This window comes from Streptomyces sp. NPDC059852 (genome assembly GCF_042731455.1).
GTDB lineage: Bacteria > Actinomycetota > Actinomycetes > Streptomycetales > Streptomycetaceae > Streptomyces.
Window position 1 is genome coordinate 129005 of the sequence record NZ_JBHWJK010000005.1, and the last position, 21863, is coordinate 150867.

At 72.3% G+C, this 21863-nt stretch carries 20 protein-coding genes; 9 read left to right on the plus strand and 11 right to left on the minus strand.

Features of this window, described 5'->3' with window-relative positions; translation table 11 throughout:
* Positions 1 to 32: 32 nt before the first annotated feature.
* Positions 33 to 1118, plus strand: a complete 1086-nt coding sequence (locus ACFV46_RS08575) for an NAD(P)-binding domain-containing protein (RefSeq protein ID WP_385497512.1) — start codon at positions 33 to 35, stop codon at positions 1116 to 1118.
* A gap of 16 nt (positions 1119 to 1134) precedes the next feature.
* On the opposite strand, the gene mltG is transcribed toward ACFV46_RS08575, so the two are convergent.
* Positions 1135 to 1986: an endolytic transglycosylase MltG gene (gene mltG / locus ACFV46_RS08580; RefSeq protein WP_361930345.1), complete on the minus strand. Its 852-nt coding sequence runs from the start codon at positions 1984 to 1986 to the stop codon at positions 1135 to 1137.
* Between the two features lie 43 nt (positions 1987 to 2029).
* Complete coding sequence (locus ACFV46_RS08585) at positions 2030 to 3832, minus strand: ABC transporter ATP-binding protein (protein ID WP_385497514.1); 1803 nt, start codon at positions 3830 to 3832, stop codon at positions 2030 to 2032.
* A gap of 144 nt (positions 3833 to 3976) precedes the next feature.
* On the opposite strand from ACFV46_RS08585, the gene ACFV46_RS08590 reads away from it, so the two are divergent.
* A complete protein-coding gene (locus ACFV46_RS08590; protein ID WP_376728491.1) occupies positions 3977 to 4429 on the plus strand; it encodes a MarR family winged helix-turn-helix transcriptional regulator in 453 nt (150 codons plus the stop codon).
* Positions 4430 to 4471: 42 nt separating this feature from the next.
* On the opposite strand, the gene ACFV46_RS08595 is transcribed toward ACFV46_RS08590, so the two are convergent.
* The gene (locus ACFV46_RS08595; protein WP_385497516.1) at positions 4472 to 5215 is read right to left on the minus strand and encodes a L,D-transpeptidase family protein; all 744 of its coding nucleotides are present in this window, start codon (positions 5213 to 5215) and stop codon (positions 4472 to 4474) included.
* 194 nt (positions 5216 to 5409) lie between these two features.
* Between ACFV46_RS08595 and ACFV46_RS08600 the strand changes: the two genes are divergently transcribed.
* The 4 genes from ACFV46_RS08600 to ACFV46_RS08615 all read left to right on the plus strand — a co-directional run bounded on the left by ACFV46_RS08600 (position 5410) and on the right by ACFV46_RS08615 (position 10351).
* The gene (locus tag ACFV46_RS08600) at positions 5410 to 7365 is read left to right on the plus strand and encodes an ABC transporter transmembrane domain-containing protein (RefSeq protein ID WP_385497517.1); all 1956 of its coding nucleotides are present in this window, start codon (positions 5410 to 5412) and stop codon (positions 7363 to 7365) included.
* Positions 7362 to 9149 (plus strand): ABC transporter ATP-binding protein, encoded by a 1788-nt coding sequence (locus tag ACFV46_RS08605; RefSeq protein ID WP_385497519.1) that lies wholly within the window; start codon positions 7362 to 7364, stop codon positions 9147 to 9149. The genes ACFV46_RS08600 and ACFV46_RS08605 overlap by 4 nt, the downstream gene beginning before the upstream one ends.
* Before the next feature lie 347 nt (positions 9150 to 9496).
* On the plus strand, positions 9497 to 9967 hold the full coding sequence (locus ACFV46_RS08610) for a DUF5709 domain-containing protein (protein WP_361930357.1): 471 nt from the start codon (positions 9497 to 9499) through the stop codon (positions 9965 to 9967).
* Between the two features lie 120 nt (positions 9968 to 10087).
* Entirely contained in the window at positions 10088 to 10351 is a 264-nt protein-coding gene (locus tag ACFV46_RS08615) for a type B 50S ribosomal protein L31 (protein ID WP_361930360.1), read from the plus strand.
* A 53-nt stretch (positions 10352 to 10404) separates the two neighbouring features.
* On the opposite strand, the gene ACFV46_RS08620 is transcribed toward ACFV46_RS08615, so the two are convergent.
* Positions 10405 to 11199 carry a metal-dependent hydrolase gene (locus ACFV46_RS08620; RefSeq protein ID WP_376728487.1) on the minus strand — a complete coding sequence of 265 codons (795 nt, stop codon included), beginning with the start codon at positions 11197 to 11199 and terminating at the stop codon, positions 10405 to 10407.
* A gap of 145 nt (positions 11200 to 11344) precedes the next feature.
* On the opposite strand from ACFV46_RS08620, the gene ACFV46_RS08625 reads away from it, so the two are divergent.
* Together ACFV46_RS08625 and ACFV46_RS08630 are read left to right on the plus strand one after the other, a co-directional pair.
* Positions 11345 to 13858 carry a DUF3516 domain-containing protein gene (locus ACFV46_RS08625; protein ID WP_385497520.1) on the plus strand — a complete coding sequence of 838 codons (2514 nt, stop codon included), beginning with the start codon at positions 11345 to 11347 and terminating at the stop codon, positions 13856 to 13858.
* A 22-nt stretch (positions 13859 to 13880) separates the two neighbouring features.
* Positions 13881 to 14750: an acyl-CoA thioesterase gene (locus tag ACFV46_RS08630; protein ID WP_385497522.1), complete on the plus strand. Its 870-nt coding sequence runs from the start codon at positions 13881 to 13883 to the stop codon at positions 14748 to 14750.
* On the opposite strand, the gene ACFV46_RS08635 is transcribed toward ACFV46_RS08630, so the two are convergent.
* Positions 14737 to 15642 (minus strand): DUF6397 family protein, encoded by a 906-nt coding sequence (locus tag ACFV46_RS08635; RefSeq protein WP_385497524.1) that lies wholly within the window; start codon positions 15640 to 15642, stop codon positions 14737 to 14739. The genes ACFV46_RS08630 and ACFV46_RS08635 overlap by 14 nt on opposite strands.
* A 139-nt stretch (positions 15643 to 15781) precedes the next feature.
* Entirely contained in the window at positions 15782 to 16195 is a 414-nt protein-coding gene (locus ACFV46_RS08640) for a roadblock/LC7 domain-containing protein (protein WP_361930372.1), read from the minus strand.
* Between the two features lie 97 nt (positions 16196 to 16292).
* Here ACFV46_RS08640 and ACFV46_RS08645 point away from each other — a divergent pair, with 97 nt between their 5' ends.
* Complete coding sequence (locus tag ACFV46_RS08645; RefSeq protein WP_385497525.1) at positions 16293 to 16721, plus strand: PPOX class F420-dependent oxidoreductase; 429 nt, start codon at positions 16293 to 16295, stop codon at positions 16719 to 16721.
* Positions 16722 to 16744: 23 nt separating this feature from the next.
* Here the strand turns inward: ACFV46_RS08645 and ACFV46_RS08650 are convergent, their stop codons facing one another.
* The 5 genes from ACFV46_RS08650 to ACFV46_RS08670 all read right to left on the minus strand — a co-directional run bounded on the left by ACFV46_RS08650 (position 16745) and on the right by ACFV46_RS08670 (position 21782).
* Positions 16745 to 17350, minus strand: a complete 606-nt coding sequence (locus ACFV46_RS08650; protein WP_151782797.1) for an ATP/GTP-binding protein — start codon at positions 17348 to 17350, stop codon at positions 16745 to 16747.
* A 215-nt stretch (positions 17351 to 17565) separates the two neighbouring features.
* Positions 17566 to 17979 (minus strand): DUF742 domain-containing protein, encoded by a 414-nt coding sequence (locus tag ACFV46_RS08655; protein ID WP_385497526.1) that lies wholly within the window; start codon positions 17977 to 17979, stop codon positions 17566 to 17568.
* A gap of 22 nt (positions 17980 to 18001) precedes the next feature.
* On the minus strand, positions 18002 to 18439 hold the full coding sequence (locus tag ACFV46_RS08660; RefSeq protein ID WP_361930378.1) for a roadblock/LC7 domain-containing protein: 438 nt from the start codon (positions 18437 to 18439) through the stop codon (positions 18002 to 18004).
* Positions 18436 to 20943, minus strand: a complete 2508-nt coding sequence (locus ACFV46_RS08665) for a nitrate- and nitrite sensing domain-containing protein (RefSeq protein ID WP_385497528.1) — start codon at positions 20941 to 20943, stop codon at positions 18436 to 18438. The genes ACFV46_RS08660 and ACFV46_RS08665 overlap by 4 nt, the downstream gene beginning before the upstream one ends.
* Before the next feature lie 65 nt (positions 20944 to 21008).
* Complete coding sequence (locus tag ACFV46_RS08670) at positions 21009 to 21782, minus strand: MHYT domain-containing protein (RefSeq protein WP_376728482.1); 774 nt, start codon at positions 21780 to 21782, stop codon at positions 21009 to 21011.
* Positions 21783 to 21863: the final 81 nt, after the last annotated feature.

Genomic DNA, 21863 nt, shown 5'->3' on the forward strand with positions numbered 1-21863 from the left:
AGATCCCCGTCCGTCGCGCCGTTGGTGGAGATGTGAACAGCATCGAGGCGGTCGAGACGGTCGACGTGGTGGTGATCGGCGCCGGGCAGGCGGGGCTGTCGAGCGCGTACCACCTGCGACGCACGGGGTTCGAGCCCGGGCGTGACTTCGTGGTGCTCGACCACTCCCCCGGCCCCGGCGGCGCCTGGCAGTTCCGCTGGCCCTCCCTGACGTACGGCAAGGTGCACGGGATGCACGCGCTGCCGGGCAGGGAGCTGACCGGCGCCGACCCCGGGCGGCCGTCGTCCGAGGTGATCGCGGAGTACTTCGCGGACTACGAGCGGACGTTCGACCTGCGGGTCCGGCGCCCGGTGGAGGTGCGGGCCGTACGGGAGGGCCCGGACGGGCGGCTGCTCGTGAAGAGTTCGGCCGGCACCTGGGCGACGCGGGCCCTGATCAACGCGACCGGCACCTGGGACCGCCCGTTCTGGCCGCGCTACCCCGGCCAGGAGACCTTCCGGGGACGGCAGTTGCACACCGCGCAGTACCCGGGTCCGGAGGCGTTCGCGGGGCTGCGGGTCGTGGTGGTCGGCGGCGGCGCGTCGGGGACCCAGCATCTGATGGAGCTCGCGCCCTACGCGGCGGCCACGACCTGGGTGACCCGGCGTCCGCCGGTGTTCCGCGAGGGGCCCTTCACCGAGGACCTGGGCCGGGCGGCCGTCGCGCTCGTCGAGGAGCGGGTCCGGCAGGGGCTGCCGCCCAAGAGCGTGGTCTCCGTGACGGGGCTGCCGTTGACCGAGCCGGTGCGGCAGGCGATCGCCGACGGCGTCCTGGACCGGCAGCCGATGTTCGACCGGATCACCCCGGACGGCGTGGAGTGGAAGGACGGGCGCCACGTCGAGGCGGACGTCATCCTGTGGGCGACCGGGTTCCGGGCCGCCATCGACCATCTGGCGCCGCTGCGACTGAGGGAGCCCGGCGGAGGCATCCGGGTGGAGGGGACGCGCGCGGTCGCCGACCCGCGTGTCCATCTCGTCGGCTACGGGCCGTCCGCCAGCACCATCGGCGCCAACCGCGCGGGCCGTGCGGCGGTCCGGGACATCCGGCGGCTGCTGTCCGAGGAGCCGGTCGCGGCGTGACCCGCCGCGCCGCCGGTCACCGGGCCGCCGAGGGGCCGGCCTTGCGCAGTGCTTCGGCCTCGGCCACATTGCGCTGGTGCTCGGCGTAGTCGGCCGTGAAGCGGGTGTCGCCGGGCTTCACGGTGACGAAGTACAGCCAGTCGCCGGCTGCCGGGTTGACGGCGGCACGCATGGCGTCGGCCCCCGGACTGGCGATCGGCGTCGGCGGCAGTCCCATGCGCTGGTACGAGTTGTAGGGGCTCTCGATCCGGGTGTCCGCCTGGCTCGGGGCGCCGGAGGAACGGTTCAGCGCGTAGTTGACGGTGGAGTCCATCTGGAGCGGCATCCCGCGCTCCAGCCGGTTGAAGACGACCCGGGCCACCTTGGGCATGTCCGCCTTGGTGGCGGCCTCGGCCTGGACGAGACTGGCGATCGTCACCGCCTGGTAGACGTTCATGGCGTTGCGCTGGGCCCCGGCGGCGATCGGGGCTCCGCTGAACTTCTGGTCGGCCTTGGCGACCATGTCGGCCAGCAGCGCCTCCGCAGTGACCCGGGTGCCGTCGCGCTCCAGCGGATACTTCGCCGGGAAGAGATAGCCCTCCGGGTTGCCGTCGGCCTCGTTGGGCAGTTTCAGGTTCGCTTTGGCCAGGGACTTCTTGGTGCTGCCGGGCGGCAGGGCGAGAGCCTTGTCGACCGCCGCGTAGACCTGGCCCGCGCGCCAGCCCTCAGGGATCACCAGGGAGGTGGGCAGCGCCGGTTCCTCCTCGCCCGTGATCAGCAGCGGCACCGCCACGGTGGTGCCGGCCACGACGGCGCCTGCGGCGATGAGGGCGACACGGCCCCGGCGCGTGAGTCGGATGGTGCTCCGTGACGGAGTGTTCAGGTACATGCGGGAACGGTAACCCGCACAACCTCACAAAAGCGGCATATCGTCACCCCGTCGGCTCCAGTTGTGCGTCCCTGCGGACCAACGCGGCGTAGCGGCCGTCACGCGCCAACAGCTCCTCGTGCGTGCCGCGTTCGGCGACGTGTCCCGCATCGAGGACCACGATCTGGTCGGCGCCCCGAATGGTCGACAGCCGGTGGGCGATGGTGACCGTGGTGCGGTTGGCCGACAGGGCGTCGATGGCCTGCTGCACGGCGTGCTCTGTGCGGGTGTCCAGGGCGCTGGTCGCCTCGTCGAGGATCAGCACCGGCGGGTCACGCAGGATGGTGCGGGCGATGGCGAGGCGCTGCTTCTCACCGCCGGAGAAGCGGTGGCCGCGTTCGCCGACGACGGTGTCGTAGCCGTCCGGCAGCGTGGCGATGTGGTCGTGGATCTGGGCCGCCTTCGCCGCCGCGTGCAGTTCCTCGTCGGTGGCGTCGGGCTTGGCGAAGCGCAGGTTGTCGGCGACCGAGGCGTGGAAGAGGTACGTCTCCTGCGAGACGACGCCGACGGCCCGGGCGAGGGTGTCGAAGTCCAGGTCGCGCACGTCGACCCCGTCGAGGGTGACGCGGCCGCCCGTCACGTCGTACAGCCGTGGCACGAGGTGGCCCAAGGTCGACTTGCCGGCGCCGGTGGGGCCGACGACCGCGAGGCTGCTGCCGGCCGGGACGGTGACGTCGATGCCGTCGAGGATCGGGCCGCCCTTGCCGTCGTAGCGGAACTCGACGTCCTCGAAGCGGACCTCGCCCTTGACGCGGTCCAGGTGGACGGCGTCCTCGCGTTCGGTGATGTCGATGGGGAGGTCCAGGTACTCGAAGATGCGCTGGAAGAGCGCGAGCGAGGTCTGGATCTGCACACCGGTGGACAGCAGGCTGACGGCGGGGCGGAACAGGCCCTGCTGGAGCGAGACGAACGCGACGATCGTGCCGATGGAGACCTGTGGGCCACCTACCTGGAGCGCCAGGCCGGCGGTCCAGTAGATGACCGCGGGCATGGCCGCCATGACGATGGTGATGACCGCCATGCGCCAGCGGCCGGCCATGCTGGAGCGCACCTCCAGATCGACCAGTTGCTCGGACTCGTCGGAGAACGCCTTGGTCAGCGAGCCGGAACGGCCCATGGTGCGGCCGAGCAGGATGCCGCTGACGGAGAGCGACTCGGTGACCGTCGCGGCCATCGCTGCCATCTGCTTCTGCCGCTGGGTGGTGATCTTCTTGCGTTCGTTGCCGACGCGGCGGCTGATCCAGACGAAGACGGGCAGCAGAAGCAGCGAGACCACGGTGAGCCGCCAGTCGAGCGCGATCATCGCGACGATCGTGGCGACGACGCTGGTCAGGTTGGAGACCAGGGAGGTCGCGGTCGAGGTGACGGTGGCCTGCATGCCGCCGATGTCGTTGGCGATGCGGGACTGGACCTCGCCGGTGCGGGTGCGCGTGAAGAAGGCGAGCGACATGCGCTGGAGGCGGCCGTAGACGGCGGTGCGCAGGTCGTGCATGACGCGCTGGCCGACCGTGGTGGAGATCAGGGTCTGCAGGACGCCGAAGACGCTGGTGAGGACGGCGCTGAGGATCATGCCGAGCGCCAGCAGGCTGAGCAGCCCGGTGCGGCCCTGCGGGATCGCTACGTCGAGGATCTCCTTGAGCAGGAACGGCGTGGCGACGCCGACCAGCGACGAGGCGCCGACGAGTACGCCGACGACCGCGAGGCGGCCTCGGTACGGGCGGAAGAGCCGCAGGATGCGGCGGACCTGCCGCGGCTGCTCGGCTGCGGCGGCGGGAGGGGTCCAGGCGGGTTCACGGTCGGGATGCATGGGCTCCTACGGAGGTGGGCGGGCGGAGACTGTCGGCGGGCTGGGACTGTGGGCGGGCTGAGACTGTGGGCGTGCTGGGACTGACGGAGCTTAGCTCATTGTTACCTATGCTCACAATGAACGTCGTCCTGATATTGTTCCCGCATGACCATGCCCGATGCCGACGGCCCGCTCGCCGAGCAGTTGCTGCGCCTCACCCGCCGGGTGCACCGGATCCAGAAACGGCACCTGCAGGAGTGCGGCGTCGGGATCACTCCGGCACAGTCCCGGCTTCTGCGCACCCTGGCGCACTATGACGCGCCCCCGCGGATGGCCGACCTCGCCGAACGGCTGGAGGTCGTGCCGCGCGCCGTGACGACCCTGGTCGACGCGCTGGAGGCGAACGGGACGGTACGCCGGGTCCCGGATCCGACCAACCGGCGGGTCATCCGGATCGAGCTCACGGACGACGGGCGCGCCGCGCTGCGCGAGCTGCACCGGGCGCGCCGGTCGGCGGCGGAGGAGATCCTCGCGCCGCTGACGGAGGAGCAGCGGTCGGTCCTGGGCGTCCTCCTGGACACCCTGGTGGACGGGGGGACCGGCGGCCACGGGTGCTGAGAGCGTGGTGCGTCAGCGGGTCGTCGTTCCGGCCCGCCGCCGTCAGTTCGAGCGCCGCAGGTCCGCCCTGTCCCCCATCACCACCACAGGATGCCGAGCCGGATCGAGCGTACGGAGCAGATACCGCATCCCCGATTCGGACAGGCTGACGCAGGCGGACGTACCACTGCCGTGGTCCATGTGCAGCCAGATGCTCCCACCCTTGTGCCGGCCCTCGGGACGGGTGGGGTCGTTGGGGGACATGCCCTTGATCCGGTTGTAGTCGATGGCGATGACGTAGTCGAAGTCGTGCCAGTGCGACTCGGCCCACCAGCGCGGCGCGGCGAAGCCCGGCGAACGCGTGTACGGCAACTTGGCGCCCGGGTCCGCCCGTACGCCGCCCGCGTCGCTCAGCGTGAAGACGCCCACCGGGCTACGGTTGTCGCCCTCGTGATGGTCGGTGGTCCAGCCCTTCTTGCCGTTGTGCGCGGGCCAACTGCGCGCCCGTTCCCAGGTGGAGCCCCGCTTCTCGTAGAACACGACCGTGGCGTCGGGTGAGTTCTCGCCGTCCCCGTAGACCGCCACGACCTGTTCGGACGCCTCGGGGACGCGCGCGTGCCAGCGGTCGCCGATGCCGGGGATGCGCGTCGCCTCCGCCGCACCGGTCGAGGGGGTGCGGGTCGCTCTGCCGGGTTCCGCGCCCGCGCCCGCGCCGGGCCGCGCGCCGTCGCACGCCGTGAGGACCATCAGCAGGGACGCGGCGGCCGCTGACACGGCCACCGCCCGTCGAGTACTGCGGATGCGCATCGCTCCATGGTGGCACCGCGGCCGGGCCGAGGGCGGGATCCGGCCCGGACCGGATCCGAGCGGCGCCACGGAAAACCGTTTGCGCGCGGCCACGCCACGACGTCAACCTGTCACGGTTTGCTGCCGCCGTGCGTGGCCCCCTCCCCGCACCGGCACTGCTCCTCCCCCTCCCTGTCACGAGCCAGTGGGACGTCATGCAGATTCAAGACCTTCCGTACCCCGACCCGGGTGTGCCCGACGCCCGCTCCGGTCCCCGCTTCCTGTGGTGGCTCTTCAGGAACCAGCTGGACGGCCAGTTCAAGGCCCTCGCCTGGGGACTGCTGCACTTCCTGTCGGTGTCGGCGCTGCCGTTCTGCGTGGGCGTCGCCGTGCAAGGCGTCGTCGACCGGTCCGGAAGCCGGCTCGCGCTGGCGGGCGGACTGCTGGCCCTGTGCTGCGCGGGCAGCGCGCTCGGCGACGCCTTCCTGCACCGGGCCGCGGTCACCAACTGGATCACCGCGGCCGCCCGCGTCCAGCAGCTGCTGGCCCGCAAGGCCGCCCATCTGGGCTCGGCGCTGACCCGGCGGGTCGCGGCCGGCGAGGTCGTGGCCGTGTCCACGGGCGACGTCGAGAAGATCGGATGGTTCGTCGAGGCCCTGTCGCGTTTCACGGCGGCCGCGGTCACCATCGTCGTGGTCTGCGTCGGCCTCGTCGTCTACCAGCCCGCGCTCGGCGTGGTCGTCGCGGTGGGCCTGCCCGTGCTGGCGCTCGCCGTCCTGCCGCTGCTCCCCCGCGCGACCCGGCGGGCGGACGTCCAGCGCGAGAAGGCGGGCCGTGCCACGGAACTGGCCTCCGACACCGTCGCCGGACTGCGGGTGCTGCGGGGCATCGGCGGCGAGGAACTCTTCCTCGACCGCTACCGCGCGGCCTCCCAGGAAGTGCGCCACGCGGCGGTGCGCAGCGCCCGCATGTGGTCCCTGATCTCCGCGATCCAGGTCCTCCTGCCGGGCCTGCTGCTGATCACCGTGGTCTGGTACGGCGTCCACCTCGCCGGTGCGGGCCGCATCGGCGTCGGCGAACTCGTCGCCGTCTACAGCTCGGTCATGATCCTCACCTATCCGCTACGGCACTTCGAGGAGATCGCGATGGCGTACTCCTTCTCCCGGCCGTCGGCCCGGCGGGCCGCGAAGGTGCTGTCGCTGGAACGGGCCACCGACACCGGCGGCACCCTGACCGGGACCGAACCGCCGTCCGGCGACCTGTACGACCCGGCGACCGGACTGCTCGCCCCGGCCGGCCGGCTCACGGCCGTCGTGTGCGGTGACCCTGACGCGGCCGGGCGGCTGGCCGAACGGCTCGGCGGACACCCTTCGGAGAAGGGCTCGGGGAAGGACTCGGAGAAGGGCTCCGGGAAGGACTCGGAGAAGGACTCGGAGAAGGGCTCGGGGAAGGACTCGGAGAAGGGCGAGTCGGTCCTGCTGGGCGGTGTGCCGCTGGACGAGGTGCCGCTCGACACCGCCCGCACGGCCGTGCTGGTGCAGGACAAGGACCCGGTGCTGCTCTCCGGCACCCTGCGCGACCTCCTCGACGTACCGCGGTCGGGGGCGGTGGGTGCCGAACCGGCCCTGGCCGCCGCCCAGTGCGAGGACGTCCTGGCCGCCCTGGTCCAGGGGTCCCTCGGCGCCGCCGATCCGATGGACGCCCGGATCACCGAACGCGGACGGTCCCTGTCCGGCGGCCAGCGCCAGCGGCTCGCGCTCGCCCGGTCACTGGTCACGGACCCGGAGGTCCTGGTCCTCGACGAGCCGACCTCGGCCGTCGACTCCCACACGGAGGCCCGGATCGCCCAGGGCGTACGGGAGTTGCGGGCGGGGCGCACCACGGTGGTGTTCACCTCCTCGCCCCTCCTCCTGGACCGTGCCGACCGGGTGGTCCTCGTCCACGAGGGCCAGGTCGTCGCCGTCGGCGTCCACCGCGAACTGCTGCACTCCGAACCCCGGTACCGGGCCGTGGTGACCCGCGAACCGGACGAGGACCGGGACGGCGGCCAGGACGGGGTCCGGCAGTCGCCGGTGCCGGGCGGGCGTGGCCGCCTTCCGGCCGCGGCACGAGCGGCGTCCGGCCTGGACGACGTCATGAAGGAACTGGAAGAGATCGAGGAGTCGGCATGATCGGCGTCGCACCCCCGGCCTACGACCCGGCGGCCCCGACGACCGCGAGCACACTGCCGGTCGGCGCCCCGGCGACCGTACGCGCCTACGTGGCCGAGCTGTTCCGCCGGCACCGCCGTGCGTTCCTGCTCCTCGTCCTCGTGAACACCGCCGCGGTTGTCGCCTCCATGACGGGGCCCTGGCTGCTGGGCGGGCTGGTGGAACGGGTGTCGGACGGCGTCGCCGAGCGCGACCTCCATCTGGAGCTCACGGTCGGGCTGTTCGTGGCCGCGCTCGCCGTCCAGGCCGTGTTCGTCCGGCAGGTGCGGCTGCGCGGCGCCATGCTCGGCGAGCGGATGCTGGCCGATCTGCGCGAGGACTTCCTCGTCCGGTCGGTGGGGCTGCCGCCCGGCGTGCTGGAACGGGCCGGGACGGGCGACCTGCTGTCCCGGATCACCACCGACATCGACCGTCTCGGCAACGCCATGCGGGAGGCGGTGCCGCAGCTCGCGATCGGCGTGGTGTGGGCGGCCCTGCTGCTGGGCGGGCTCGTCGTCACCTCCCCGCTCCTCGCCGCAGCCGTCCTCGTCGCGGTGCCACTGCTGGTGGCCGGCTGCCGCTGGTACTTCCGGCGGGCGCCCGCCGCCTACCGCTCGGAGGCCGCCGGGTACGCCGCCGTGGCCGCCGCGCTGACCGAGACCGTGGACGCCGGGCGCACGGTGGAGGCCCATCGGCTCGGCCAACGCCGGATCCAGCAGTCCGATCTGCGCATCAAGCAGTGGACCGCCTGGGAGCGCTACACGCTGTGGCTGCGGTCGGTCCTCTTCCCGGCGATCAACATCACCCATGTGACCGTCCTGTCCTCCGTGCTGCTCATCGGCGGCGTGTTCGTCCTGCAGGGCTGGATCGGGGTCGGCCAGCTGACCACCGGCGCGCTGATCGCCCAGATGCTGGTGGACCCGGTCGGGTTGATCCTGCGCTGGTACGACGAGTTGCAGGTGGCGCAGGTGTCCCTGGCCCGGCTGGTCGGCGTCCGGGACATCGAGCCGGACGCCGGGGACGACCGGTTGACGCCGGACGGGCGGGACGTGCATGCGGACCGGGTCCGCTTCGGCTATCTGGACGGCGTCGACGTGCTGCGCAAGGTCTCCCTGGAGGTCGCGCCCGGCACCCGTCTCGCCCTGGTCGGCCCGTCGGGCGCCGGCAAGTCCACGTTGGGCAGGCTGCTCGCCGGCATCTACGCCCCCAGGGACGGCCGCGTCACCCTCGGCGGCGCGGAACTGTCCCGGATGCCCGCCGAACGCGTCCGTGCCCATGTGGCCCTCGTCAACCAGGAGCACCACGTCTTCGTGGGCTCCCTGCGCGACAACCTGCTGCTGGCCCGCACCGGGGCCACGGACGCCGAGCTGTGGGAGGCGCTCCGCGCGGTCGACGCGGACAGCTGGGCCCGCGCGCTGGAGGAGGGCCTGGACACCGAGGTCGGCTCCGGCGGATTCGCGCTCACGCCGGCCCAGGCCCAGCAGATCGCGCTGGCCCGTCTGGTGCTGGCCGACCCGCACACCCTGGTCCTGGACGAGGCGACCTCGCTCCTCGACCCCCGGGCCGCCCGCCACCTGGAGCGCTCGCTGGCCCGGGTCCTCGACGGCCGCACGGTCGTCGCCATCGCGCACCGCCTGCACACGGCCCACGACGCGGACCTCATCGCCGTCGTGGAGAACGGCCGCATCAGCGAGCTCGGCAGCCATGCGGAGCTGGTGGAGGCGGACGGTGCTTACGCGGCGCTGTGGCGGTCGTGGCATAGGTGAGGGGGTGGCCGCGGTGGGGTGGCCCCGGTGGCCGCGCTCGGCGGCGGCCTTCCCCGGTGGCGCGGGGCGCCGCCCGTCCGAAGGGCGGCCCTCCCCCGGGCCGGCGCGGCCGGCGCGGCCGTCCGGGCGCCGGGGTCGCCGTCCTCGGTCCGTGCCCGGAAGGCCACGGACCGAGGCCGTGCCGTTGCGCGGGGGTGAAAAGGGGTGGAAGGCTGGATATCGGCACCGGTTCGGGGAGCACCCGGGAACCTCGCGGTTCGCGCCGCGTGCGGCCTGTGCCCCGCGTCGCGGCGCCACGCCGTCGACCGCGGTGACCTCGGGCCCTTCCCCACCACCTGGAGGTACCCGTGAACAGCGCCGACGGATGGGGTGACGACGTCTACCAGCCGGACCGCGACGAGCAGCGTGAGGACACGGGGCTTCTCGACGCCGAGGACACCCTGGAGGAGGACGGCGTCGACGACCCCCTGGATCGCGGCTGGTCCCCTCCGGAACGTCCCTGGGCGGTGGAGCACGACGGCGTCACCGCCGCCGAGCGCCATCGCGGCGAGACCCTCGACCAGCGGCTCGCCGAGGAGCTGCCCGACCTCGCCACTCCGGACGGCGACGGCATGGGGGACGCCGAGGACACCGACGGGGAACTGCTCGACGAGGAGGTCGGGGACTCGCGCTCCGGACGGCTCGTGGCCCCGGACGAGGGTGCCCACGAGGACGAGGAGAGCGCGCTCGTCGCCACCGACGTCGGCATCGACGGAGCGGCCGCGTCCGCGGAGGAGGCCGCCATGCACATCGTCGACGAGGACGCCCTGTCCGGCTGACGCCCAGCCCGGTCCGCACACGACGCTCACCAGCAGGCCCCGCCCCCCGGTGCCCTCACAGGACGCCCCGCAGCCCGGCCCCTCCGCCTCCGGCCCGAAGCCGCCACACGAGGAGTACGCATGCAGCAGGACAAGCACCCCGACTACCACCCGGTCGTCTTCCGTGACCGCGCCGCCGGTTACGCCTTCCTGACCCGGTCCACGGCGACCAGCGAGCAGACCATCGAGTGGGACGACGGCGAGACCTACCCGGTCGTGGACGTCGAGATCTCCTCGGAGAGTCACCCCTTCTACACGGGCAAGGCCCGCACGGTGGACACCGAGGGCCGCGTCGCCGCGTTCGAGCGGCGATACGGAAGCGGCGGAGCCGGTCAGGGCGGCTGACCCGGCGCCCGGACGACGGGGCCCACGGCCGAGGGAAGAGGGCCGTGGCCCGGTCAGATCACGTTCAGCGCCGCCGCGCAGCCCACGCCGCCCAGGACCATGAACGCCGGCATCAGCACCTTCAGCTCCACCCAGCTGCCGGCCCGGAAGCGCATGAACTGCGGCGGGCCCAGCGGGTACCAGCGCTTGCGGCCCACCGGGATGGGCCACAGTATCGGGCAGCCGGACACCGTGAGCGCGTCCCCGATGTCGTGCACCAGGGCACCCAGCACGACGGGCAGGCCCAGCCACAGGTACTCCTGGCCCGGCTCCGTGAACAGCCAGCTCGAGCCGTGGCCCGGCTGGTCCAGGATGCCCACGAGGATCCACGAGCTGGTGGCGGCGAGCAGCCACACCAGCACATCGGCGCTCGCGCCCCGCGTCGCGCGCCACAGCAGGCCCTCGATCGCCAGCACCAGGTGCACGAAGAGGATCGCCAGCACCGCCCAGCGGTCCCCCGTCATCGCCAGCGCCGAGGTGCCGCCGCCGATGAGGGCCGCCCAGAGCCAGGTGTGGGTCAGGGTGCGGTGGCCGCCCGAGCGCCGGGGGTCGCCCGGCTTCCTCGTGCCCTTGTAGACGGCGTACGACAGCTTGTCGACGATCTCGCAGAGCCAGCGCGACAGCGGTCCGAAGGCCCGCGAGATGGTGGCCGCCTTGTGGTCGAGGTCCGGCGCCAGCGCGGCTCCGGCGCAGATCAGCGCACCGGTGAGGAGCACGGGCCACGGCATCCCGTGGCCCGTGGCTGCGGCGGCCGCTCCGACGCCGAGCCAGGCGGCGGCCCCCGACAGTGAGTGTGCTGGTCCCATCATCGGCGTCGCCCGCCCCATTCCTCGTGTGCCGCTGTCCAGTTGACCGGGTCCGCTGACCTGCGGCCGGCGACACAGCGTAGCGTTCGCGATCTTCCTCTCCGCAGCCGATTCCCCTGTGCGGGCACCGGGCAGGCAAGATGGGTGGGTGACCCTCATCGATCAGCTGCCGCAGACCGCCGACCCCGACGCCCTCTACGAAGCCTTCGAGTCGTGGGCCGGGGAGCGTGGTCTCACGCTCTACCCCCATCAGGAGGAGGCGCTGATCGAGGTGGTCTCCGGTGCGAACGTGATCGTTTCGACGCCCACCGGCTCCGGCAAGAGCATGATCGCGGCGGGCGCCCACTTCGCGGCGCTGGCCCGTGACGAGGTCACCTTCTACACCGCCCCGATCAAGGCGCTCGTCTCCGAGAAGTTCTTCGAGCTGTGCAAGCTCTTCGGCACGGAGAACGTCGGGATGCTGACGGGCGACGCGTCCGTCAACGCGGACGCCCCCGTCATCTGCTGCACCGCGGAGGTGCTCGCGTCGATCGCGCTGCGCGACGGCAAGCACGCCGACGTCGGCCAGGTCGTGATGGACGAGTTCCACTTCTACGCGGAGGGGGACCGCGGCTGGGCCTGGCAGATCCCCATCCTGGAGCTTCCGCAGGCGCAGTTCATCCTGATGTCCGCGACGCTCGGCGACGTCTCGATGTTCGAGAAGGACCTGACCCGGCGCACGGGCCGGCCGACCGCCGTGGTCCGCTCGGCGACCCGGCCGGTGCCGCTGTCCTACGAGTACCGCCTCACGCCGCTCACCGAGACGCTGACGGAACTGCTGGAGACCAAGCAGGCGCCGGTCTACATCGTGCACTTCACGCAGGCGCAGGCCGTGGAGCGGGCTCAGGCGCTGATGAGCATCAACATGTGCACGCGCGAGGAGAAGGACCAGATCGCCGAGCTGATCGGCAGCTTCCGGTTCACCACCAAGTTCGGCCGGAACCTGTCCCGGTACGTCCGCCACGGCATCGGCGTCCATCACGCCGGCATGCTGCCGAAGTACCGGCGTCTGGTGGAGAAGCTGGCACAGGCTGGACTGCTGAAGGTCATCTGCGGCACCGACACGCTCGGCGTCGGCGTCAACGTGCCGATCCGGACGGTGCTGTTCACGGCCCTGACGAAGTACGACGGCAGCCGGGTCCGTACGCTGCGCGCCCGCGAGTTCCACCAGATCGCGGGCCGCGCGGGGCGGGCCGGTTTCGACACGGCGGGCCTCGTGGTGGCGCAGGCGCCCGAGCATGTCATCGAGAACGAGAAGGCGCTCGCCAAGGCCGGTGACGATCCGAAGAAGCGCCGCAAGGTGGTCCGCAAGAAGGCCCCGGAGGGGTTCGTCGGCTGGACGGAGAACACCTTCGAGAAGCTGATCGCCTCGGAGCCGGAGCCGCTGACGTCCCGTTTCCGGGTCACGCACACCATGCTGCTCTCGGTGATCGCCCGGCCCGGCAACGCGTTCGACGCGATGCGGCACCTGCTGGAGGACAACCACGAGCCTCGCAAGCAGCAGCTGCGCCACATCCGCCGTGCGATCGCGATCTACCGGTCGCTGCTGGACGGCGGCATCGTGGAGAAGCTCGACGAACCGGACGCCACCGGCCGCATCGTCCGGCTCACGGTCGACCTGCAGCAGGACTTCGCGCTGAACCAGCCGCTGTCGACGTTCGCGCTGGCCGCGTTCGAGTTGCTGGAGCCCGATTCGCCGTCGTACGCCCTGGACATGGTGTCGGTCGTGGAGTCCACCCTGGACGACCCGCGGCAGATCCTCGTCGCCCAGCTGAACAAGGCGAAGGGCGAGGCCGTCGCCGCGATGAAGGCGGACGGCGTGGAGTACGAGGAGCGCATGGAGCGCCTCCAGGACATCTCGTACCCCAAGCCCTTGGAGGAGCTGCTCTTCCACGCGTACAACACGTACCGCAAGAGTCACCCGTGGGTCGGCGATCACCCGCTGTCGCCGAAGTCCGTGGTGCGGGACATGTACGAACGGGCCATGTCCTTCACCGAGTTGGTGTCGTTCTACGAGCTGGCCCGCACCGAGGGCATCGTGCTGCGCTACCTCGCCAGTGCCTTCAAGGCCCTCGACCACAACATCCCCGACGATCTGAAGTCGGAGGACCTGCAGGACCTGATCGAGTGGCTGGGTGAGATGGTGCGCCAGGTCGACTCCAGTCTGCTCGACGAGTGGGAACAGCTGGCCAATCCCGAGGTGATGACGGCGGAGGAGGCGCAGGAGAAGGCCGACGAGGTCAAGCCGGTCACCACCAACGCCCGTGCCTTCCGGGTTCTCGTCCGCAACGCCATGTTCCGGCGCGTGGAGCTCGCCGCGCTCGACCAGGTCGAGGAACTGGGCGAGATGGACGCGGAGTCGGGCTGGGACGCCGACGCGTGGGGCGAGGCGATGGACAAGTACTGGGACGAGTACGACGACCTCGGCACCGGCCCGGACGCCCGCGGCCCGAAGCTTCTGGTGATCGAGGAGGAGCCCGCGAACCGGCTGTGGCGGGTGCGCCAGATCTTCGACGATCCCAACGACGATCACGACTGGGGCATCAGCGCGGAGGTCGATCTCACGGCGTCCGACGCGGAGGGCCGCGCAATCGTCCGGGTCACCGACGTCGGCCAGCTGTGACCCTGGGGGGAGAGACGCACGCATGACGACCAACCCGGCCGAGAGGCTCGTCGACCTGCTCGACCTGGAGCAGATCGAGGTCAACATCTTCCGCGGCCGCAGTCCGCAGGAGTCCTTGCAGCGGGTCTTCGGCGGCCAGGTGGCCGGCCAGGCCCTGGTCGCCGCCGGACGCACCACCGAGGGCGACCGCCCCGTGCACTCGCTGCACGCGTACTTCCTGCGCCCGGGGCGGCCCGGGGTGCCGATCGTGTACCAGGTCGAACGGGTCCGGGACGGCAGGTCGTTCACGACCCGCCGGGTCACCGCCGTGCAGCAGGGCCGCACGATCTTCAATCTCACCGCCTCCTTCCACAAGCCCGAGCAGGGAGGCTTCGAGCATCAGTTGCCGCCGGCCCGTGAGGTCCCGGCGCCCGAGACGCTGCCGACGGTCGCCGACGAGATCCGTGAGCATCTCGGCGCTCTGCCGGAGCAGTTGGAGCGGATGGCCCGGCGTCAGCCCTTCGACATCCGCTATGTCGACCGCTTGCGCTGGACCGAGGCCGAGGTCAAGGGCGCCGATCCGCGCAGCGCGGTGTGGATGCGCGCGGTCGGGCCGCTGGGCGACGACCCGCTGGTGCACACCTGCGCGCTGACGTACGCGAGTGACATGACGCTCCTGGACGCCGTGCGTATCCCGGTCGAGCCCCTGTGGGGGCCGCGGGGCTTCGACATGGCGTCGCTGGACCACGCCATGTGGTTCCACCGGCCGTTCCGGGCGGACGAGTGGTTCCTCTACGACCAGGAGTCGCCGATCGCGACCGGCGGGCGGGGACTCGCCCGGGGCCGGATCTACGACCGGGAGGGCCGTCTGCTGGTGTCGGTCGTCCAGGAGGGTCTGTTCAGGGCGCTGTAGCCGCGGCGGGCCGGCGGCGGAGCCGTCCCAGCAGCCCGCGCGGTGCCTTCGGCCCTCCCGGCGGAGGTGCGAGGGGCCAGGGCGGGGCGGGCGCCCGCCGTGGCGTGGGGCGCGGGGCGGGCCGTGCTTCCCCCGCCTCCTGTACGAGTGCGGTCAACTCGGTCCGGAGCAGGGCCACCTCGTCCGCGTCGTCCGCCGTCATGATCCGCTCGGCGATACGCGCGGAGGGCGATCCCGGAGCGCCCGCCACCGGCGGCCCCGGCCGGAAGCGGTTCAGATGGGACCGCTCGTAGGGGTCGGGGACGGCCTCCGCGATCTCGACCGGGTCGAGGAAGGCGGCGAACGCTCCGGCCCTCTCCCACGGGCCGTCGCACTGGCGCAGCAGGAAGCCGCGGTGCCGTCCGCGCCAGTTGCGTGGCCGCAGATCCACGCCCGCGTCCAGCAGGGCCCGTGGTCCCTCGGGCATCCGGCGGGCCTTGAGGAGCGGGATGTTCTCCTCGTCGGCGGCGAACCGGCTCAGCTCTTCGGCGAGGTACAGCCAGACGACCGCGCGGTACCGGTTGAGGTACCACTTGGTGGGGACGACCAGGCCCAGGCGGGCGAGGCGGGTGAACCGGCCGGCCGGGACGTCCAGGAGCCGCGCGGCCTCAGCCGTGCCCACGACCTCGACCCGGGCCAGCAGGGCGTCCGGGAATCCCTCCGCCGAGCGCACCCGGTCGAGTTCGGACCGCGTGACGCGGCGTCCGCCGCCCCCTCCCCCGTCGGGAACGGTCCGGACCAGACCGAGGTGCACCGCGAGGTCGAGGTCGCTTCGCCGGAGCCCGAGGTCCCGGGCCGCGCGGCTCGGCGCGACGGGGCGCTCGTGCGGTGTCGTCTTGGTGTCGCCAGGCATGGTGTGTCTCCCCCGTGGAGTCGGTCGGTCACGCTCGGTGCGTGCGCCGTGACAGAAATGTAGCCCGGCCGCCGCCTGTCGCGGCGGGCCTGTGGATAACTCCGTCAGGGTTGACGAATGGGCAGGTCAGAGGTCTGTGTCAGAGGTCTGTGAGCGGGGCGGCCCCGGGCCGCCGGGCGTCCACGTCGAGATGCTCCCCGACCCGGTTGACGAGCAGGGTCATCTCGTAGGCGATCTGGCCGATGTCGCCCTCCGCGCCGCTGAGCACACACAGACAGCTGCCCGACCCGGCGGCGGTCACGAAGAGGACGGCGTCGTCGAACTCGATCATCGTCTGACGGACCGTGCCCGCCCCGAAGTGCCGTCCCGAGCCCTTGGCGAGGCTGTGCAGCCCGGACGAGACGGCGGCGAGGTGCTCGGCGTCCTCCTGCCTCAGCCCCTTGCTCGCTCCGGTCACCAGCCCGTCGTTCGACAGCACCAGCGCGTGCCGCACATGGTCGACGCGTTGTGTCAGGTCGTCCAGCAGCCAGCCGAGCTTCTGGTTCTGCACCATGGTCCGGTCTCCCCGTGTAGATGAGCCCTCCGCCACCGGAGGAACTCTTCGACACCATTGCGGACCATCCGGCCCTCGGGCAAGGAGGATGGGAGGCATGGCGAAGAAGATGACCGAGGACGAATGGCGGGCGTTCGTCTCGCAGGGCACCCGCACCGGAAAGCTCTCCACGGTGCGGGCCGACGGCAGCCCGCACGTGACGCCGATCTGGTTCGTGCTGGACGGCGACGAATTGGTGTTCAACACCGCCGCGTCCAGCGTGAAGGGCCGCAACGTGGTCCGTGACGGCCGGGTGGCGCTGTGCGTGGACGACGACCGTCCGCCGTACGCCTTCGTGGTGATCCAGGGACACGCGCGCGTGTCGGAGGATCTGGACGAGTTGCGGCACTGGGCCGGGCGGATCGGGGCGCGCTACATGGGCGAGGAGCGCGCCGAGGAGTTCGGGGCCCGCAATGGCGTGCCCGGCGAACTCCTCGTCCGCGTCACGATCGACAGGGTTCTGGCGGAGCGCGACGTCGCCGACTGATCCGGCGGCCCGCGAGCGGACCGTCAGCCGACGGAGTCGAGCAGCCGGGCGGTGTGCATCCGCCCGGCGTACTCGACGAGGCGGATCAGCACCTCCTTCCCCGAGTCGCGGTCCCGGGCGTCGCAGATGACCACCGGTGTCCCCGGGTCCAGGTCCAGGGCGCGGGCGACGTCCTGGGCGCCGTACGCGCGGGCGCCGGGGAAGCAGTTCACGGCCACGACGAACGGGATGTGCCGGTGCTCGAAGAAGTCGACGGCGGGGAAGCAGTCCTCGAGCCGGCGGGTGTCCGCGAGGACCACGGCCCCCAGGGCGCCCTGGGACAGTTCGTCCCACAGGAACCAGAAGCGGTCCTGGCCGGGGGTGCCGAAGAGGTAGAGGGACAGCCCCGACCGGATGGTGATGCGCCCGAAGTCCATGGCGACCGTCGTCGTGACCTTGTGGTCGACGCCGTCCGTGTCGTCGACCGACTGCCCCACCTCGCTGAGCAGTTCCTCGGTGCGCAGCGGCTTGATCTCGCTGACCGCGCCCACCAGGGTCGTCTTGCCCACGCCGAACCCGCCGGCGACAAGGATCTTCAACGCCAGGGCGGAGTTGTCGCCGTCGAAGGCGTCGGAGTGCTCGGAGACCATCGCTCACTTCTCTCTGGAGTGCCGGCATAGGTCGACGTCACTGCGCGAAGTCAGCATCATGACAACGGACCCTTCTCTTCGTGGGGTTGGACCGCTTTTTGCCCGATGCGACCGTCTCGTACCTGTTCGATGTCCGTACGGGTGCGCGCCGAGGGCCGTACGGACCGCCTGGGTTCGGAAATCTCACGCCCCGCCCTCCCGCCGGTGTCCGGCGACTACAGCGCACGCAGGCCCTCGATGACCTCGCGCAGGATGCGTTCGTCGGGCAGATGGGCGGGTGGTACCGGGCGGCTGACGGTGACCCGCCCGCGTTCCAGCAGGTCGCCGAGGAGGACCCGGACCACGCCGACGGGCAGGTCGGCGCCCGCCGCCAGTTCGGCGACCGACTGGGTCTCCGGGCGGCACAGTTCGATCAGGGCACGGTGTTCCGGCCCGAGCGTGCTGTCGTCGTCCGTGCCGGGTGCGGCGGTGGACAGGGTGACGAGGGCGATCAGGTCGAACGTCACCCCGGTGGGGCCGGGTCTGGTGCGTCCGCCCGTCATCGCGTACGGCCGCACCAGGGGCCCGGCCTCGTTGTCGTACCACTGACTGCCCTGCTCGCGCCGGGTGTCGGGGTCTTGCGCGTTCATGTGCGCCGGCCGCCCTTCGGTCTCATCCCCCGGCGGGCGGCCGGGTGGTGGTGCGGGTCGGGGTGCGCAGGTGCTCGCCGACCCGTTTGACCATCCGTGCCATCTCGTAGGCCACCAGGCCGATGTCGGCGGTCACGGCGGTCAGGACGGCGAGGCAGGAGCCGTCGCCCGCCGCCGCCACGAAGAGGAAGGCGTCGTCCATCTCGACCATGGTCTGGCGCACTCCGCCGACCCCGAAGTGCCGGCCGGTGCCCTTGGCGAGGGAGTGGAATCCGGAGGCGACGGCGGCGAGATGCTCGGCGTCGGAGCGGCGCAGATCGGACGACGATCCGACCGCCAGCCCGTCGTTGGAGAGCACGACGGCGTGCCGTACCTCGCTCACCCGCGCCACCAGGTCGTCCAGCAGCCAGTCGAGTTCGCCGGACCGACCGGCGCCCCTCCTGCTCGGGTCCGGGATCATGCGAAGTCTCCTTCGGTGCCGTCGCGGCGCTCTGCGGGATCGGATGGGGTGTCACTGCCGGGTGGCCTGCCGCCGCCGCGCGCCCACCCGTCGCGGTAGGCGGCCATGCGGTCCCTGACGACTTCGGGGGTGCGCCCGTGGTCGGGCCGCTCCGCCGGTGCCGTCCGCGCGGTGTCGTCCGCGTGGCGTTCGCGCAGCTGGGGTGCGAGGCTCGCCTGCCGGACCCGGCGTGGCAGGTTCTCGATGGTGCCGGAGTCGTCCGGGGGCCGGTGAAGTCGCAAGGTCGTGACTCCGGGGGGTGAGGTGCGGGTCGGCTCGGGCGCGGGGGCCACCAGGGCGGGGCGTTCGGCGGCGGTGGGCACGGACTCCTGGCGGCGTTCGGTGACGGGCACGCGCGCGTAGTCGTGTTCGGCGGGCCGCTCGGCGTCGGCCGTGTCCGGGGTGGAACGTTCCGCCGGGCTGTCGTGCAGCAGGGCGGTGGGCAGCAGCACGACGGCGGTGGTGCCGCCGTACGGCGAGGTGCTCAGGTGCACCTTGACGCCGTGCCGGGAGGCGAGCCGGCTGACCACGAACAGGCCGAGCCGGTCGCTGTCGAACAGGTCCAGCGCCTCGGACTGCTCGATGCGCCGGTTGGCCTCGGCGAGGGCCTCCTTGCCCATGCCGAGGCCGCGGTCCTCGACCTCGACGGCGTACCCGTTGCCGACGGGTTCGCCGGTGATGCGCACACGCGTGTGCGGGGGTGAGAACTGCGCCGCGTTCTCGATGAGTTCGGCCAGGAGGTGGGTGAGGTCGGCGACGGCCGCACCGAGGACGGACGCCTCCGGAAGCTGCCGCATCTCCACGCGCGCGTAGTCCTCGACCTCCGAGACGGCCGCGCGCACCACGTCGGTGAGGGAGACCGGCATCCGCCACGCCCGCCCCGGAGCCGCGCCGGAGAGGATGATCAGGCTCTCCGCGTGGCGCCGCATACGGGTGGTGAGGTGGTCGAGCCGGAAGAGGTCGCTCAGTTCGTTCGGGTCGTCGCTGCGCCGCTCCATGCTGTCCAGCAGGGTCAGCTGTCGGTGCACGAGGACCTGGCTGCGGCGGGCGAGGTTCACGAAGATCCCCGAGACACCGCTGGCGAGTTCCGCGCGCTCCACGGCCGCCCGCAGGGCAGCGCGGTGCACGGTGTTCAGGGCCTCGCCGACCTGACCGGCCTCGTCCTCGGCGGGCGGCCCGGGCGGCGCCTCGCTGCGGACGTCGATCTCCTCGCCGGCCCGCAGCCTCCGCATGGCCTCGGGGAGTTTGTGCCGGGCGATCTCCAGAGCCGTGTCCCGCAGGGTCACCAGTTCCACGACGAGGCCGCGCCCGATGCGCACCGAGATGACGAGCGACGCGGCGACGGCGAGCAGGCCGAAGAGCACGGCGGCGCCGGCCGGGGTGAGCAGCCCCCGGGTGAACGGGTCGGCGCGGTCCGCGACCGCGCGTCCGGCGTCCTGCTGGATGGTGCGCATCGCGCCCTGCACGCGCGCGTGTGCCGCGCTCCAGCCGGCCCCCGCACCCGCGTCGGACGCCGGCGCCGGTGAGCCGGGCCGGGTGGCGGTGACCGTGTCCTCCAGGACGGTGACGGTGGCGTAGTCGTCGCCGGCGGCGAGCCGCTGCCAGGCCGCCCGTTGGGTGCCGTGCAGGTCGGCGACGGCTGAGCCGGTGAGGGTACGGCGGGTGGCGACGGCGCCGGTGAACAGCCGCAGCCGCGTGCCGTCGAGGCGTCCGGCGAGGCGGGCACTGTCCAGCACCGCCTGCTCCTGGGCGAGTGCCTCTCCCGCGCGGGCGAATTCCAGCAGCACGCGCGCGTCGGAGCCGAGTTCGGCGTCCTGGACGCCGGTCAGCGCGCCCAGCACGGCGAAGGCGGTCTCGATGGTCTGCGTGTAGTGCCCGTACGCCCCCTGCCAGCCGGAGCGGCGGTCGAGGACGTCGTCCCGCACGACGCTCAGCCGTTCCGCGCCCGTCACGAAGGTCGTGAGCCGCGGGGCCACCCCGGTCGGGAACTCCTCGCCGTCGGCGACGGTGTTGCGCTTCCCGAGCCGCAGCTCCGCCACCGCCTGCCGGCTGTCCTGCGAGAGCCGCTTGAAGTCCGCCGCCCGGCCGGGGGACGGATCGGTCGCGTAGCGCACCGCCGCCGTGCGCTCGGCCTGGAGCGCGGCCACGGCGGCCGCGACGGGGTCCCTGATCCCGTCGTCCACGCGCTGGAGCTGGCGCAGCCTGGCGACGTCCTGTGCCGTGGTGACGGAGGCGAAGGCCCACAGGGCCAGCAGCGACACGACCGGGACCATCAGCAGACAGACGATCTTGGCGCGGACCGTGCGGGGACGCAGGGCGCGCCCGGACGCGGTGTCGGGGCTCGCGCCCGATGAGTCCTCGAGTCCTTCGTCGGCCGGTGGTCCGGCGTGCGCGCGGCGTCCGCGCACGGGAGGCGGGGACGGGGTTCCGGCGTCGGCTGTGGTGCTGCTGCGGGGGGTACGCATGGCCTCCTCGATCGGGAGTGGTTCGGGGACCTGCTCCGGTGGCCGTGCGGGCCCCGTGGGCACGGTCAGCCGGTGGTCCGTCCGACGGCGCGCGGGGCCGGCGCGGGCGCCTCACGCTTTCCGGCGGCGGGCGACAGCGCGACGAAGGCGGAGGTCAGGAAGAGGTAGGACCCGAGGCCGACGGCGAGGGGGAAGATGAACTGCATCGCCGTGGCCCCGGGCAGAACCCCACCCGCCGGGACGACGTCCACATGGACCGCGAACATCCCGGTGTAGTGCATGCTGCTGACCGCCGCCCCCATGATCAGGGAGGCGACGGCGACCGCGACCGGGGACTTGATGTTGAGCGCCGCCCACAGCGCGGCCGTCGCCGCGGCGATAGCGATCAGGACCGAGAGCGCGACGAGGACGGGGTCGTAGGTGATGTCACCGTGGAGCCGTACGGCGGCCATGCCCAGGTAGTGCATGCTCGCCACGCCGACCCCGGTGGTCAGGCCGCCGAGGAACAGCGCGCGCGTGCGGTCCTTGCTGTAGCCGACCGCGAAGACACCACCGCAGACGACGGCCATGGCCACGAGGAGACTCAGCACGGTGAGCGGGACGTCGTAGCGGATGTCGGTGCCGCTGACGCTGAAGCCCAGCATGGCCACGAAGTGCATGGTCCAGATGCCGGTGCCGATCGCCGAGGCCGCGGTGACGAGCCAGTTGCGGCGGGAGCGGCCGGTGGCGCCGAGCGCGCGCACGGTGCAGCGCAGTCCCAGCGCGGCGCCCGTGCAGGCCATCACGTACGAAAGGGCGGGGGTCAGCCAGCCGAGGGCGGCGTGGTCCAGGTGTCCCATGGCCCCGGGACGCTAGCCGGGGCACGGGAGCACGAAGGGGGCGCATTTCGAAAGGTGTTGGAATATGACCCGGAGATGCGC